The sequence below is a fragment of the Cryobacterium psychrotolerans genome, from assembly GCF_900101115.1.
Classification (GTDB): domain Bacteria; phylum Actinomycetota; class Actinomycetes; order Actinomycetales; family Microbacteriaceae; genus Cryobacterium; species Cryobacterium psychrotolerans.
Window position 1 is genome coordinate 1 of sequence record NZ_FNFU01000021.1, and the last position, 15149, is coordinate 15149.

Annotated in this window: 12 protein-coding genes; 11 read left to right on the forward strand and 1 reads right to left on the reverse strand. The window is 70.6% G+C overall.

The genetic code is table 11. From position 1 onward, the window contains the following. On the reverse strand, positions 1-738 hold a 738-nt coding region (locus BLQ39_RS13385), incomplete at its 3' end, for a DUF222 domain-containing protein (RefSeq protein WP_143006474.1). A gap of 106 nt (positions 739-844) precedes the next feature. Between BLQ39_RS13385 and BLQ39_RS13390 the strand changes: the two genes are divergently transcribed. The 11 genes from BLQ39_RS13390 (at position 845) to paaZ (ending at position 15119) form a co-directional block, all read left to right on the forward strand. Next, positions 845-1228: a TIGR02611 family protein gene (locus tag BLQ39_RS13390; RefSeq protein ID WP_092324669.1), complete on the forward strand. Its 384-nt coding sequence runs from the start codon at positions 845-847 to the stop codon at positions 1226-1228. Between the two features lie 84 nt (positions 1229-1312). Then, positions 1313-2380 (forward strand): LLM class flavin-dependent oxidoreductase, encoded by a 1068-nt coding sequence (locus BLQ39_RS13395; RefSeq protein WP_092324671.1) that lies wholly within the window; start codon positions 1313-1315, stop codon positions 2378-2380. Between the two features lie 73 nt (positions 2381-2453). Beyond that, a complete protein-coding gene (gene glgX / locus BLQ39_RS13400; RefSeq protein ID WP_092324672.1) occupies positions 2454-4748 on the forward strand; it encodes a glycogen debranching protein GlgX in 2295 nt (764 codons plus the stop codon). Continuing rightward, the gene (treY, locus tag BLQ39_RS13405) at positions 4745-7075 is read left to right on the forward strand and encodes a malto-oligosyltrehalose synthase (RefSeq protein WP_092324674.1); all 2331 of its coding nucleotides are present in this window, start codon (positions 4745-4747) and stop codon (positions 7073-7075) included. Before glgX ends, treY begins: the two co-directional genes overlap by 4 nt. Then, positions 7065-8981 carry a malto-oligosyltrehalose trehalohydrolase gene (gene treZ, locus BLQ39_RS13410; RefSeq protein ID WP_241986923.1) on the forward strand — a complete coding sequence of 639 codons (1917 nt, stop codon included), beginning with the start codon at positions 7065-7067 and terminating at the stop codon, positions 8979-8981. Before treY ends, treZ begins: the two co-directional genes overlap by 11 nt. A 12-nt stretch (positions 8982-8993) precedes the next feature. Continuing rightward, a complete protein-coding gene (locus BLQ39_RS13415) occupies positions 8994-9512 on the forward strand; it encodes a cobalamin biosynthesis protein (RefSeq protein WP_092324675.1) in 519 nt (172 codons plus the stop codon). Beyond that, the gene (locus tag BLQ39_RS13420; protein WP_092324677.1) at positions 9505-10047 is read left to right on the forward strand and encodes a hypothetical protein; all 543 of its coding nucleotides are present in this window, start codon (positions 9505-9507) and stop codon (positions 10045-10047) included. The genes BLQ39_RS13415 and BLQ39_RS13420 overlap by 8 nt, the downstream gene beginning before the upstream one ends. A gap of 109 nt (positions 10048-10156) precedes the next feature. Continuing rightward, the gene (locus BLQ39_RS13425; RefSeq protein ID WP_092324678.1) at positions 10157-11341 is read left to right on the forward strand and encodes a thiolase family protein; all 1185 of its coding nucleotides are present in this window, start codon (positions 10157-10159) and stop codon (positions 11339-11341) included. Continuing rightward, on the forward strand, positions 11342-12133 hold the full coding sequence (locus BLQ39_RS13430; protein ID WP_092324680.1) for an enoyl-CoA hydratase/isomerase family protein: 792 nt from the start codon (positions 11342-11344) through the stop codon (positions 12131-12133). It begins immediately after the preceding gene. Further along, a complete protein-coding gene (locus tag BLQ39_RS13435) occupies positions 12130-13062 on the forward strand; it encodes a 3-hydroxyacyl-CoA dehydrogenase family protein (RefSeq protein ID WP_092324681.1) in 933 nt (310 codons plus the stop codon). Before BLQ39_RS13430 ends, BLQ39_RS13435 begins: the two co-directional genes overlap by 4 nt. Further along, positions 13059-15119 (forward strand): phenylacetic acid degradation bifunctional protein PaaZ, encoded by a 2061-nt coding sequence (gene paaZ, locus BLQ39_RS13440; protein WP_092324683.1) that lies wholly within the window; start codon positions 13059-13061, stop codon positions 15117-15119. Before BLQ39_RS13435 ends, paaZ begins: the two co-directional genes overlap by 4 nt. The last annotated feature ends 30 nt before the right edge of the window (positions 15120-15149 follow it).

Sequence of the window (15149 nt, forward strand, 5' to 3'; positions counted from 1 at the left end):
GGCGCCGCTGATCCGCTCGTACACCGAGTTCGCGTCGGCCGCGGAGAGGTACGCGTTCAACCAGGCCATGCCGTCCCGGGCCGGCACGAGCTGCACCTGCCGGTCGGTGATGCACTTCGCGTGCCGGGTGGTGATCGTGTCGGGGTGAGCCTTCTCCCTTGCTCTGCGGGCGGTGCCGTCGAACTTCGCGACGGTGAGTTTCCGGGCATCGGGCAGCAGAGCCGATTCGAACCCGGCCCGGGCGTCTTCGGGCAGGGACCAGACGTGGTCCATGAGTGCTTTCGCGTGCCGGTAGCTGATCTCGCCCTGCTGCAGGGCCGTGCGGGTGGCCGCGAGGTCGTGCACGAGGGACTCGCTCTCGACCAGGAGCCGTTCCGCGCTGCCCTCGGGGACCCGCAGCGCACAGGCCAGCTCGGCCACCAGCGACCGCCGGGCCATCTTCGCCGCGTCCGACCCGAAAGGCCCCGTGCTGAACGGGCCCGTGCCGAACGGACTCGCGGCCGGTTTCGCCGCAGCCTGCGCCTCCCGCTCGCTCTGCACCCGCAGCTGGTCGATCGCGTCGGCCCGCATGGCCGACACGGCCGCGAGCATCCGATCGGTCGCTGCGACGACATCCACCAGCTCGGCCAGCGTCCCGTCGCCGGGCCGGCCGGAGCTGTCCTCGGGCTTGCCGTGCTCGGGCTTTCCGTCCCCGAACGCATTGTCCGGGTAAGTCAGGTACTCAGTGATGAGGTCCATGAGAACAGTCAATACCCGACCACCGACATTCGAAGCGGCCTCGGATTCGTCCCGAGCCTGACGGTTCACTAGCCCTCTCCCAGACTTGCGGTTTACGCTGGCCGTTGTGTCCAGACAACCCCCCGGCGATGACGACCTCGCACGCAACGATGGTCTGCCACGCGATATCGAGATCGGCATCAGCCCGAGGCAGCCGATCCGGCGCTTCCTGCGCCGCTCCCGGGAATGGGTCGAACGCTACCCCCGGCTGCGCTGGGCCTATCGCCTCGGCATCGCGGTGCTCGGCACGCTCATCGTCATTGTCGGCCTGATCCTGGTGCCTCTGCCCGGTCCCGGCTGGCTGATCGTCTTCCTCGGGCTCGCAACGCTCGGCACAGAGTTTCCCGCGGCGGCCCGTTTCGGCGCCTACGTGAGGCGGATCCTCACCAGGCTCTGGCAGCGGTGGCGCGACCGGGGGACGCGAAGCGCGACCCAGACGCGCGGGGAGTGACACCGCGGAATAGTGCGCGGGCGCGCGCGGTTCACCAGATGGATGCATATGCATGCACCGCAACCTCGGAAGGGCGCCTGCCGCATGACACACGAGCTTGAACTGGGTCTGGACACCTTCGGTGACGTCACCTGGGATGCCGACGGACGGCCGCTGCCCCAGTGGCAGGTGCTGCGCAACGTCGTCGCCGAGGCCGTGCTGGCCGACCAGGTCGGACTGGACTTCTTCGGGATCGGGGAGCACCACCGGGAGGACTTCTCCGTCTCGGCCCCGGAGGTCGTGCTCGCCGCGATCGCGGGACAGACCGAACGCATCCGCCTCGGTTCCGCTGTGACCGTGCTCAGCTCCGACGACCCCGTGCGGGTGTTCCAGCGGTTCGCCACCCTCGACGCGGTCTCGAACGGCCGCGCGGAGGTCATCCTCGGGCGGGGGTCGTTCACCGAGTCGTTCCCGCTCTTCGGCTACGAACTCGACCAGTACGAACTGCTGTTCGAGGAAAAGCTCAACCTCTTCACCGAGCTCCTCACCGAGGAACCGGTGACCTGGCAGGGCGAGACCCGGGCCGGTCTCGACCGGCAGCGGGTCTTCCCGCCGACCGAGTCGGGGGCGCTCCGCACCTGGATCGGCGTGGGCGGCAGCCCGCAGTCGGTCATCCGTGCCGCTCACTACGGCCTGCCCCTGATGCTGGCCATCATCGGCGGCGAGCCCCTGTCTTTCGCGCCTCTCGTGGACCTCTACCACCGGGCGCTGGCCAAATTCGACCGAACGACGCTGCCGATCGGCCAGCACTCGCCGGGCTACATCGCCGCGACGGATGCGCAGGCCCGAGACGAGATGTGGCCGCACTTCGCCGCCATGCAGGAGCGCATCGGCCGCGAACGCGGCTGGGGGCCCATGTCCCGCGACCGGTTCGAGCATGACGCCGGCCCCGACGGCGCACTCTTCGTCGGCTCTCCGCAGACCGTCGCCACCAAGATCGCGAAGGTCGCGGAGGGCCTCGGACTGTCCCGGTTCGACCTCAAGTACAGCCTGGGCACCCTGCCGCACGAGAAGCTGATGACCAGCATCGAGCTCTACGGCAGCGAGGTCGCGCCCCTGGTGCGCGCTCGCCTGGCTGCGAACGCGCCGACCCCCGGCGACCCGAGGCGGTAACGTCGTTGGTGAGCCCGCCGGCGCAGCTGGTCTCTCACCCGACCACCCGATCTCCGATCCCTGGAGGAGTCCCTTGGAAACCTGGCCCGGAACCGCCTACCCCCTCGGCGCAACCTACGACGGCAGCGGCACCAACTTCGCGTTGTACAGCGAAGCAGCCGAGCGCGTCGAGTTGTGCCTCTTCGACGACGACGGTGTCGAGACCCGTGTCGAGGTCATCGAGTCAAGTGCGTTCATCTGGCACTGCTACCTGCCGCACACGCAGCCGGGCCAGCGCTACGGCTACCGCGTGCACGGCGAGTACAACCCGGGCGAAGGCAAGCGCTCCAACCCCAACAAGCTCCTGCTCGACCCCTACGCCAAGGCGACCAGCGGCGCGATCGACTGGGATCCCGCGCTCTTCTCCTACAACTTCGGCGACCCGGATTCCCGCAACGACCAGGACTCCGCCCCGCACATGATGATGGGCGTCGTGGTCAACCCCTACTTCGACTGGCAGGGCGAACAGCCCCTGCACACCCCCTACAGCGAGACCCTCATCTACGAGGCCCACGTAAAGGGCCTCACCCAGCTGCAGGATGCCGTGCCGGAGGACCAGCGCGGAACCTACGCCGGCGTCGCGCATCCGTCGGTCATCGACCACCTGCAGAAGCTCGGCGTCACGGCGATCGAGCTGATGCCGGTGCACCAGTTCGTCAACGACGGCACCCTCGTCGAACAGGGCCTGAACAACTACTGGGGCTACAACACGATCGGCTTCCTCTCGCCGCACAACGCCTACTCGGCCAGCGGCGACCGAGGCCAGCAGGTGCAGGAGTTCAAGGGAATGGTGCGTGCGCTGCACGCGGCCGGTATCGAGGTCATCCTCGACGTCGTCTACAACCACACCGCGGAGGGCAACCACCTCGGCCCGACGATCTCGTTCAAGGGCATCGACAACGAGGCGTATTACCGCCTGATGGACGGTGACTTGCGCCACTACATGGACTACACGGGCACCGGCAACACGCTGAACGTGCGGCACCCGCACTCGCTGCAGCTGATGATGGATTCGCTGCGCTACTGGGCGATCGAGATGCACGTCGACGGATTCCGGTTCGACCTGGCCTCCGCCCTGGCCCGGGACCTGTACGACGTCGACAAGCTCTCCACCTTCTTTGAAATGGTGCAGCAGGACCCGATCGTCTCCCAGGTGAAGCTCATCGCGGAGCCGTGGGACGTCGGCCCCGGCGGCTACCAGGTGGGCAACTTCCCGGCCCAGTGGACCGAGTGGAACGGCAAGTACCGCGACACCGTGCGCGACTTCTGGCGCGGCGAGCCGTCGACGCTGGGGGAGTTCGCCTCCCGGATCACCGGATCGGCCGATCTCTACGAGCACTCCGGCCGGCGCCCGGTGGCCTCGATCAACTTCGTCACCGCCCACGACGGGTTCACGATGAACGACCTCGTGTCGTACAACGAGAAGCACAACGACGCCAACGGCGAGAACAACCAGGACGGCGAATCGCACAACCGCTCCTGGAACTCCGGTGTCGAGGGGCCGACGGATGACCCGGAGATCCGCGCCCTGCGCGCCCGCCAGCACCGTAACTTCCTCGCGACGATGCTGCTGTCGCAGGGCGTGCCGATGATCCTGCACGGCGACGAGCTGGGTCGCACCCAGCAGGGCAACAACAACACCTACGCGCAGGACAACGAGCTGAGCTGGATCCACTGGGACGAGGCGGACCAGCCGCTGGTAGAGTTCACCGCGGCCGTGTCGAGGCTGCGGAAGGAGCATCCGACGTTCCGGCGCAGCCGGTTCTTCGACGGCCACCCCGGGAAACGGGTCGACGGAGCCCCACTGGCCGACATCGTCTGGTTGAACAGCGACGGCGCGGAGATGCAGCAGCAGGACTGGGACGAGAACCGTGCCCGCACGGTCGGGATGTTCCTCAATGGCGACGGCATCCGGGAACGCGACGTGCGCGGCGAGCCGGTGATCGACGTGAACTTCCTGCTGCTCTTCAACGCGGATCCGGAAGACGTGCACTTCACCCTGCCCAGCGCGGAGTACGCCAGGGCCTGGGAGATCGTGGTCGACACGGCGGGCGCCGGAGCCGACTCCTTGCCCCGGCCGGCCGGGGAGACCCTGACGCTGCCGTCACGATCGCTGCACGTGCTGCGCGCGTACCAGCCGCCGGAAGTCGCTCCGGACCACTCGGTCGCCGCCTCCCTGGCGGCGCAGTCGGCGTCGCCGTCGCTGCCGTCGTTCAGCGCGGGGGCGGCGTTCACGCCGCCCGGCGAACCGTCGCCAGAGGCGGCCCCGCAGGCCAGGAAACCCGCGTCGGGGAGGCGCAAGGCCGCCACGCCCAGGGAATCGGAGTGAAGGCTCCGGTCACCACCTACCGGCTCCAGGTCACGGCCGGCTTCGACCTCGATGCGGCCACCGGCGTGCTCGACTACCTCGGCGACCTCGGCGCCGACTGGCTCTACCTGTCACCGCTGCTCAAAGCGGAGGACGGCTCCGACCACGGCTACGACGTCGTCGACCACTCCCAGGTCGATCCGGCACGCGGCGGCGCCGCAGCACTCGCCCGGCTCGCCGCGGCCGGGGCGGCGGCCGGGCACGGCATCCTCGTCGACATCGTCCCGAACCACATGGGCGTGCAGACACCCGCGCTGAACGCCTGGTGGTGGGACCTGCTGCAGCACGGCCAGGCCTCGCGCTACGCCGAGGCCTTCGACGTCGACTGGTCCTTCGGGGCCGGCAGGATCCGGCTGCCCGTGCTCGGCGACGACGAGGACGTCAGCCGACTGACGGTCGTCGACGGTGAACTGCGCTACTACGACCACCGGTTCCCGCTGGCTCCCGGCACGGCCGATGACGGGGCGGATGCCCAGGCCGTGCACGCCCGGCAGCACTACGAGCTCGTGGGCTGGCGCCGGGCCGACGCCGAACTCAACTACCGGCGCTTCTTCGGGGTGAACAGCCTCGCCGGCATCCGGGTCGAGGTGCCCTGGGTGTTCGCGGAATCGCACGCGGAGATCATCCGCTGGCTCCGGGAAGGCCTCGTGCACGGCCTCCGGGTCGACCACCCCGACGGCCTCGCCGATCCGGGCGGGTACCTCGACCAGCTCGCCGAAGCCACAGACGGCGCCTACGTGCTGGTCGAGAAGATCCTCGAGGGGCGCGAACAACTTCCGACGAGTTGGCCGACCGCCGGAACCACGGGCTACGACGCCCTCGCCGACTTCGACCGCGTGCTCGTCGACCCGGCCGGCCAGGCACCGCTCGACGCCCTGGAGACACGCCTCCGGCAGCACGCCGGCCGGCCGGAACTGTCCTGGCCGGAGCTGGTCTACCGGCGCAAGCGCGCCATCGCCGACGGGATCCTCCGCTCGGAGGTGCTGCGCCTGGCCCGGCTCCTGCCCGCCGAGGCCGGCACCGACGACGCGATCGCCGAGCTGCTGGCCTGGTTCCCGGTGTACCGGTCGTACCTCCCGGTCGGCGCCGCCGACCTTCGGACGGCCGCCCGGCTCGCGGGCGTTCGCCGTCCCGGGCTGGCCCCGCTGATCGACCGGCTGCTGCCCCTGCTGGCCGACCCGGCGCATCCGGCCGCCGTGCGGTTCCAGCAGACCTCCGGCATGGTGATGGCCAAGGGCGTCGAGGACACCGCGTACTACCGCTACAGCCGCCTGACCTCGCTCAACGAGGTGGGCGCCGACCCGGAGGAGTTCGCCGTCGCCGTGCCCACATTCCACGAGCGCCAGCAGGCGCGGCAGGCGGCATTCCCCACCTCGATGACGACCCTGTCGACCCACGACACGAAACGCGGCGAGGACGTGCGCGCCCGCATTTCCGTGCTCGCCGAGGTCCCCGCCGAGTGGGAAGCGACCCTGGCCGAGCTGCGGGCGGCTGCCCCGCTCGGCGACGCGCCGTTCGAGAACCTGCTCTGGCAGGCGATCGTCGGTTCGTGGCCGGCCTCGAAGGACAGGCTCGCCGCCTACGCGCTCAAGGCGGCCAGGGAGGCCAGGACCTCGACCACCTGGACCGAACCGAACGCCGAATTCGAGGCCGCCATGCAGGCCCTCGTCACCGCCGCCGTCGACGACCCGGCGGTTCGCGGGCTGGTTCAGGAGTTCGTCGACCGCGTGCGACAGGCAGGCTGGAGCAACTCGCTCGCGGCCAAGCTGCTGCAGCTGACCGCGCCGGGCGTTCCCGACGTCTACCAGGGCAGCGAACTGTGGGAGACGTCGCTCGTCGACCCCGACAACCGCCGACCGGTCGACTACGGGCTGCGGCGCGAGCTGCTCGCCCGGATCGACGGCGGCTGGCTGCCGCCGGTCGACGAATCCGGCGCCGCCAAGCTGCTGGTCACGGCACGGGCCCTGCGCCTCCGGCGAGACGAGGCCGAGCGCTTCGTGCGTTACGCCCCCGTCGACGTGCTCGGCGCAGCTGCAGATCACGTGGTCGCGTTCGACCGCGGCGGGGCGATCACCGTGGCGACCCGCCTGCCGATCGGCCTGGCGGCATCCGGCGGCTGGCGCGACACGGCCGTCGTGCTCGCGGGCCGTCGGGTCGTCGACGTGCTCACGGGCGAACGGTTCGACGGCGGGCTGCTGCGCGTCGCCGACCTGCTCGGCCGTTACCCGGTGGCGCTGCTCGTGCCCGCGCCGCACCATGACGAGGGGAATTCCACTCATGATCGCTAAGCCGCAGAACGTGACCTTCGAGGTCTGGGCGCCCGCCGCCACAACCGTCGACCTCGCCTTCCCCCTCCCCATCCCCTTCCCCGACCCCATCCCCGACCCCATCCCCGATTCCCGCGAAACCGCGGTTGTGCGCGCTAAAACGCCCCCAGAACGCGCACAACTGCAGTTTCGCGGGATGGAACGGGGGGAAGGGGGATGGTGGCGAGGGACGGTTGAGGGCGGCGACGGGACAGACGGGACAGACGGGACAGACGGGACAGACGGGACAGACGGGGCGGGCGTCGGGATGGACTACGGGTTCCGGGTGGACGGGGAGGGGCCGTATCCGGACCCGCGTTCCCGACGGCAGCCGCACGGCGTGCATGAGCTGTCCCGCACCTTCGACGCCGGGACCCATTCCTGGCAGGACGCGGCCTGGACCGGCCGCCAACTGGCCGGCAGCACGATCTACGAACTGCACCTCGGCACGTTCACTCCCGAGGGGACGCTGGATGCCGCGGCCGCCCGGCTCGACCACCTGAAGTCGATCGGCGTCGACTTCGTCGAGCTGCTCCCCGTCAACGCCTTCAACGGCACGCACAACTGGGGCTACGACGGTGTGCTCTGGTACGCCGTGCACGAAGGCTACGGCGGGCCCGCGGCCTACCAGCGCTTCGTCGACGCCTGCCACGCCGCCGGCATCGGCGTCATCCAGGACGTCGTCTACAACCACCTCGGGCCGAGCGGCAACTACCTGCCCGTCTTCGGGCCGTATCTCGGCGAGGCCGGCGGCACCACCTGGGGATCGTCGGTCAACCTCGACGGACCCGACTCCGACCCGGTGCGCGCCTACATCATCGAAAATGCACTCATGTGGATGCGCGACTACCACGTCGACGGCCTCCGGCTCGATGCCGTGCACGCCCTCCACGACGAACGCGCGACCCACCTGCTCGAGGAGCTGGCCGCCGAGGTCGCCGCCCTCAGCGCCTCGGCGGGGCGTCCGCTCACCCTGATCGCGGAATCCGACCTCAACGACCCACAGCTGATCACGCCGCGGGAGGCGGGCGGCTACGGCCTCGACGCCCAGTGGAGCGACGATTTCCACCACGCCGTGCACGTCGCGCTCACCGGCGAGACGGTCGGCTACTACGCCGATTTCGAACCGCTCGGGGCCCTGGCGAAGGTACTCACCCGCGGCTTCTTCCACGACGGCACGTACTCCAGCTTCCGCGGCCGCGTGCACGGCCGCCGCATCGACACCGAGCGGATGCCCGCCTGGCGTCTCGTCGTCGGCTCGCAGAACCACGACCAGATCGGCAACCGCGCAACCGGAGACCGGCTGACCGCCCGGCTCGACGCCGGCCAGCTGGCGATCGCCGCGGCGCTGACCCTGCTCGGACCGTTCACCCCGATGCTGTTCATGGGCGAGGAATGGGGGGCCCGGACGCCCTGGCAGTTCTTCACCTCGCACCCCGAACCCGAGCTGGGCGAGGCCACCGCGAAGGGCCGCATCGGTGAGTTCGCCCGGATGGGCTGGGACCCGAACGTCGTGCCCGACCCGCAGGATCCCGCCACCTTCGAACGCTCCAGACTCGACTGGGACGAGCTCGCCGAGCCGGGCCACCAGCGCGTGCTGGCGTTCTACCGGGCCCTCGGTGCGCTTCGGCGCGGGCATCCGGACTTCACCGACCCCAGGTTCGACCGGGTACAGGTACGGTTCGACGAGGCCGAGCACTGGCTGCGCCTCCGCCGCGGCGAGACCGAGGTTCTGATCAACTTCGGCGTGGAACCGCGCGCCGTGCCCTCGGGGGCCGGCGCGGTGCTGTTGTCCTTCGCTGCGTCCGGGGATGCCGTGCGCGGCCGCGAGCCGGGCTCCCTGTTGCTCGCGCCGCACGCCGTCGTCGTGCTCGATGCCGCGCGCTAGCGTAGGACCACCATGGGCATCTTTCTCGCACCGACAACGAGCGCCGCGCTCGTACGCCTCGCCGAACTCGACGGCGACACCGGTTCCGCGCCGCTCGAGCGGCTGCGCGCCATCCGCGCGCTGCTCGTCGCCCTCGACACCGACCCTGCCAGCCTGGCCGGCGTGCGCGCGGCCCGCGAGCAGGGCGCAAGCTGGGAGCAGGTCGCCGATGCCGCCGGGTTGAAGCCCGCCGCCGCCAAGTGGCGCTGGCAGGGCAGCGACGAGGAAATCGCGGCCAGGCAGGATGCCGGACGGAAGCGCGCGGCGCGCCCGAGCAGCGTGCCGACAGACCTCCCCGGGCTCTCCGTCGCCGAGGCGGCGGCGCAACTCGGGATCACCCCGCAGGCGGTGTACCTTCAGGTGAGCCGCGGCAGGCTCGCCAGCCGAACGGTCGAATTACCCGACGGGCGAAGCTATAAACGCGTGTTCCCCGGCGAGCCGCCCCAGGCAACGCCGCACAACCATCAGGACGACGGAGTGAGACATGACTAACCTGCCCCCAGCCACGCCAACCCGAACGCTGCCGATCGCCGAGACCGAAGTGCTGTCGCACGCCGTGGCGGAGGGCCGGCGCTCGGACGACCCGACGGCCACGACCGCGGAGCCCGCGCCGTCCCGTCCCGTCCCCGCCCCTTCTGCCACCGCCCGCCCGGCGGTTCCGCAGCGCACGACGCTCGTCATCCTCGCGGCCATGGGCGCGCTGGCGATCGCGTTCATCGTGCTCATGGTCGTGGGCGTCACGAACGAGTCCATCAACGCGCTGGCCGTGTTCGCCACCCCGATCGCGTCGATGGTCGCCGCGTACTACGGCGTCACACTCAGCATCCAGCAGGTGAAGAACGAACGGGCCGAGAAGGAACGGGCCCTGGAGCGGGCGGATGCCGCCGTCACGGCGAGCCGGGAAACCGAGGTCTGGGCCGCGCAGATGGAGTCCGGTCTCCGCGTCGCAATGGCCAAGCTCAACGCGGCGCGGGTCAACACCGACGAGGTCACGAAGGCCGCCGGCACTCCCGACGACTTCTTCTAGCCGGCCGCCACGGGCGAGCCGACGCGGTTTGACCGCCCGGCCATTCCTGTGACATTCTTTACGGAACGAACGGTCAGTTAGTAATTCGTAGGTCGAAGGTGATGGAGCCATGTCCGAAGCATTCCTCGTCGATGGTGTCCGCACTCCCATCGGCCGATACGGCGGAGCGCTTGCGGGGGTGCGGCCGGACGATCTCGCGGCGCTCGTGCTCGCATCCGTCGTCTCCCGCTCCGGCATCGATCCGGCCCTGATCGACGAGGTCATCCTCGGCGGGGCCAACCAGGCCGGCGAAGACAACCGCAACGTCGCCCGGATGGCGATCCTGCTGGCCGGACTGCCCGACAGCGTGCCCGGCATCACGGTCAACCGGCTCTGCGCCTCGGGCCTGTCCGCGGTGCACATGGCCGCCAACATGATCAAGGCCGGGGAAGCCGACCTGGTGATCGCCGGCGGCGTCGAGTCGATGACGCGCGCGCCCTGGGTGCTGGCCAAGCCGGAGAAGGCCTTCGCCAAGCCCGGCGAGATCGTCGACACCTCGATCGGCTGGCGCTTCACCAATCCGCGCCTCACCGCCAGGGACAAGGCCACCTTCTCCATGTCGGAGACCGCCGAAGAGGTCGCCACCCGCGACGGGATCACACGCGAGGATGCCGACGCCTTCGCCCTGCGCTCCCACCGGCTGGCCGTGGCCGCCCGCACCGAAGGCACCTTCGCGCCGGAAATCGTGGGCGTGCCGACCAAGGCCGGCCTCGTCCTGGACGACGAAGGCCCCCGGCCCGAGACCACCCTGGAGAAGCTGGCCGGGCTCCGCTCGGTCGTGCGCCCCGGCGGCGTCGTCACCGCGGGCAACGCCAGCTCCCTCAATGACGGCGCCTCCGCTATCATCGTCGCCAGCGAGTCGGCCATCGCCCGGCTCGGGCTCACCCCCCGCGCCCGCGTCGTGGGCGGAGCGAGCGCCGGCCTGGCACCGGAGATCATGGGCCTCGGCCCGGTCCCGGCCACCGAGAAGCTGCTCGGCCGCCAGGGGCTGACCATCGGCGACATCGACGCCGTCGAACTCAACGAGGCCTTCGCCACCCAGTCCCTGGCCACGATCCGCCGGCTCGGCCTCGACCCGGAGATCGTCAACCGGCACGGCGGGGCCATCGCGCTCGGGCATCCGCTCGGCTCGTCCGGCAGCCGCATCCTGATCACGCTTCTCGGCCGGATGGAGCGCGAAGGCGCCCGGCGCGGGATCGCCACCATGTGCGTCGGTGTCGGCCAGGGTGCGTCCCTGCTCGTGGAGCTCGTCTAGATGGCCGGGGATGCCGTGCCCGCGGATGCCGTGCCCGCGGATTCCGTGCCCGGGGAGTTCTCCACCCTGCTCGTCGACCGGGGCCCGGACCGGCTGCACGTGCGACTAAATCGCCCGGAGGTCCGCAACGCGATCGACCAGGCCATGATCGACGAGCTGCACCTGGTCTGCGCCGAACTCGAACGCGAGCCGCGCATCCTGATCATCTCCGGCGCGGGCGGAATCTTCGCCTCCGGAGCCGACATCGCCCAGCTCCGCGAACGACGCGCGGCCGACGCGCTGCAGGGCATCAACTCCGGCCTGTTCGGGCGGATCGCCCGCCTACCGATGCCGGTGATCGCGGCCCTCGACGGCTGGGCGCTCGGCGGCGGCGCGGAACTCGCCTACGCCGCAGACTTCCGGATCGCCTCCACCACGGTGCGCCTGGGCAACCCCGAGACCGCACTGGGCATCATCCCCGCCGCCGGGGCGCTCTGGCGCCTCGCGGAGCTCGTCGGGGAGCCCGTCGCTAAGGAGATCATCCTGGCCGGCCGGATCCTGAACGCGGACGAGGCGCTGGCCGTGCACCTCGTCACCGAGGTGCACGAGCCGGGCGCCCTCCTCGCCGCCGCGCACGCCCTCGCGGACCGCATCGCCAAGCAGGACCCCCTCGCCACGCGCATCGCCAAGCAGGTCTTCCACGCCCCGGCCGACGCGCATCCGCAGGCCGACAACGAGGCGCAGGCCGTGCTCTTCGAATCAGAGGCGAAATTCGCCCGCATGACCGCGTTCCTGGAAAGGAAGAAGCGATGACGACAGCCCAGGAGGCCCTCGGCCTGCCGAACACGGCCGGTGTGCCCGATTCTGTCGGCGTGCCGGCGTCTGTCGGCGTGCCCGCGTTGGTCGGAGTGCTTGGCGGCGGCCGGATGGGCGCGGGCATCGCCCACGCCTTCCTGCTCGCCGGGGCGCGGGTGACCGTCGTGGAGCAGGGTGACGACGCGGCCCGGGCCGCCCGCGACCGGGTCATGTCGGCCGTCGACAAGTCGCTCAGCCGCGGCACAGTGTCCGCCACCCGCGCCGACCTCGACAACCGGCTCACCGTTTCCACGGATGCCGCGGCCTTCGCCGGCTCCGGGCTCGTCGTCGAGGCCGTGCCCGAGATCCCCGCGCTCAAGACCCAGGCGCTCCGCACGGTCGAGGCGCACCTGGCCCCCACCGCCTGGCTGGCCTCGAACACCTCGTCGCTCTCCATCACGGAACTCGCCGAAGCCCTCGACCGCCCCGAACGCTTCATCGGACTGCACTTCTTCAACCCAGTGCCGGTGTCGACCCTGATCGAGGTCGTCACGGGGGAGGGCACCAGCCCGGAACTCGCCGACCTCGCCCGCGGCTGGGTGAGCGCCCTCGGCAAGACCCCGATCATGGTGCGCGACGCCCCCGGCTTCGCCAGCTCCCGCCTCGGCGTCGCGATCGCCCTCGAGGCCATCCGCATGGTCGAGGAGGGCGTCGCCAGCCCCGAGGACATCGATGCGGCCATGGTGCTCGGCTACAAGCATCCGGTCGGCCCGCTGAAGACCACCGACATCGTCGGCCTCGACGTGCGGCTCGGCATCGCCGAACACCTGCAAAAGACCCTCGGCGACCGGTTCGCCCCACCACAACTGCTGCGCGACATGGTCGCGCAGGGAAACCTCGGACGCAAGAGCGGCCGCGGCTTCTTCGACTGGAAGGACGCATCATGACACTCCTCGAACCCACCACCGTGGCCCCCAGCACCGTCGTGCCGAGCTATGTGAAGGATGCCTGGTGGTCGCCCGCCGAGGGCGCGAAGACCCAGTCCGTACTCGACGCGAGCACCGGGGCCGAGGTCGCGAAGGTCAGCGCCGACGGGCTCGACCTCGCCGCCGTGGTCGAACACGGCCGCACGGTCGGCCAGGCCTCGCTCGGAAAGCTCACCTTCCACCAGCGCGCCCTGCTGCTCAAGCAGCTCGCGCAGTACCTCGGCGGGGTCAAGGAGGAGCTCTACGAGCTCTCCGCGAGCACCGGCGCGACCAAGCGCGACTCGATGGTCGACATCGACGGCGGCATCGGCGTGCTCTTCACGCTCTCCTCGAAGGGGCGTCGCGAGATGCCCAACAGCCAGGTCTACGTCGACGGCGACGTCGAGGCGCTCTCCCGCGACGGGTCGTTCAGCGGCCAGCACATCTACACCCGCATCCCGGGCGTCGCCTGCCAGATCAACGCGTTCAACTTCCCGGTCTGGGGCATGCTTGAGAAGTTCGCGCCGGCCTTCATCGCCGGCGTGCCCTCGATCGTCAAGCCCGCAACACCCACCGGCTACCTCACCGAGGCGATCGTGCGCCACATGCTCGCCTCCGGCATCCTGCCGGCCGGCTCGCTGCAGTTCGTCTCCGGCAGCGCCCGCGACCTGATCGACCACCTCGACTACCGCGACCTCGTCGGCTTCACCGGTTCGGCCTCCACCGCCCGCGCCCTCAAATCGCACCCGAACATCGTGCACGGCGGAGTGCGGTTCACCAGCGAGACCGACTCCCTCAATGCCGCGATCCTCGGCCCGGATGCCGTCGCCGGCACCCCGGAGTTCGACGCCTATGTCGCATCCGTCGTCACCGAAATGACGTCGAAGGCCGGCCAGAAGTGCACCAGCATCCGCCGCGTCATCGTGCCGGCCGGGATGCGCGACGACATCGTCGCCGCCGTCACCGAGCGCGTCGGCAAGCGGGTCAGCATCGGCGACCCGCGCACCGAGGGCGTCACGATGGGGCCGCTCGCGAGCATGGACCAGCGCGGAGAGGTGCTCTCCAGCGCCGCCCGCCTGGTCGACGGCGGCGGCCGCATCGTGATGGGCTCGCTGGATGCCCCGGACGGCACCGACCCGGCCGGCGCGTTCGTCGGCCCGCTGCTGCTGGCGTTCGACGACGCCGAGAGCGCCGCCGTGCACGAGATCGAGGCCTTCGGCCCGGTCGCCTCGATCATCGAATACGACAACCTCGACCACGCCGTGGCCCTCGCCGCGCTCGGCGGCGGTTCCCTGGTCGCGACGGTAGCGACCCACGACCCGGAGGTCGCCCGGGCCCTCGTGCTCGGCATCGCCGCCCACCACGGCCGCGTGCTCATGCTCGACCGCGACGACGCGCGCAGCAGCACCGGGCACGGCTCGCCCGTCCCGCACCTCGTGCACGGCGGCCCCGGGCGGGCCGGCGGCAGCGAGGAGCTCGGCGGCATCCGCTCGGTGCTGCACCACATGCAGCGCACGGCCATCCAGGGTTCGCCCGACATGCTCACCGCCATCACCGGCGAGTGGCACACCGGAGCCATGGTGCGCACCGGCATCCACCCGTTCCGCAAGTCCCTCGCCGAGCTCCGCGTCGGCGACCAGGTGGCCAGCGGGCTGCGCACGGTGACTCTGGACGACATCACCGCGTTCGCCGAGTCCACCGGCGACAAGTTCTACGCGCACACCGACGAGGAGGCTGCCGCGGCGAACCCGTTCTTCCCCGGGATCGTCGCGCACGGCTACCTGCTGCTGTCCTGGGCGGCCGGGCTGTTCGTGGATGCCGCGCCCGGCCCGGTGCTGGCGAATTCGGGCCTCGAGCGCCTGCGCTTCGTGACCCCCGTGGCCGCCGGCGACAGCATCCGCGTCACCCTCACGGCCAAGCGGATCACGCCGCGCGAGACTGAGGAGTACGGCGAGGTGCGCTGGGACGCCGTGCTGCACAACCAGAACGACGAGGTCGTCGCCACCTACGACGTGCTCACCCTGGTCGCCAAGGTCTAGCTGTACTGGGCGACTTTCAGGTTGAGTTGC

Excerpts from the sequence above, each read along its gene's own strand:
- BLQ39_RS13425 (WP_092324678.1), top strand. The coding sequence starts at position 10,157 with ATGTCCGAAGCATTCCTCGTCGATGGTGTCCGCACTCCCATCGGCCGA.
- BLQ39_RS13430 (WP_092324680.1), top strand. The coding sequence starts at position 11,342 with ATGGCCGGGGATGCCGTGCCCGCGGATGCCGTGCCCGCGGATTCCGTG.
- paaZ (WP_092324683.1), top strand. The coding sequence starts at position 13,059 with ATGACACTCCTCGAACCCACCACCGTGGCCCCCAGCACCGTCGTGCCG.
- BLQ39_RS13395 (WP_092324671.1), top strand. The coding sequence starts at position 1,313 with ATGACACACGAGCTTGAACTGGGTCTGGACACCTTCGGTGACGTCACC.
- BLQ39_RS13435 (WP_092324681.1), top strand. The coding sequence starts at position 12,130 with ATGACGACAGCCCAGGAGGCCCTCGGCCTGCCGAACACGGCCGGTGTG.
- BLQ39_RS13420 (WP_092324677.1), top strand. The coding sequence starts at position 9,505 with ATGACTAACCTGCCCCCAGCCACGCCAACCCGAACGCTGCCGATCGCC.
- treZ (WP_241986923.1), top strand. The coding sequence starts at position 7,065 with ATGATCGCTAAGCCGCAGAACGTGACCTTCGAGGTCTGGGCGCCCGCC.
- BLQ39_RS13415 (WP_092324675.1), top strand. The coding sequence starts at position 8,994 with ATGGGCATCTTTCTCGCACCGACAACGAGCGCCGCGCTCGTACGCCTC.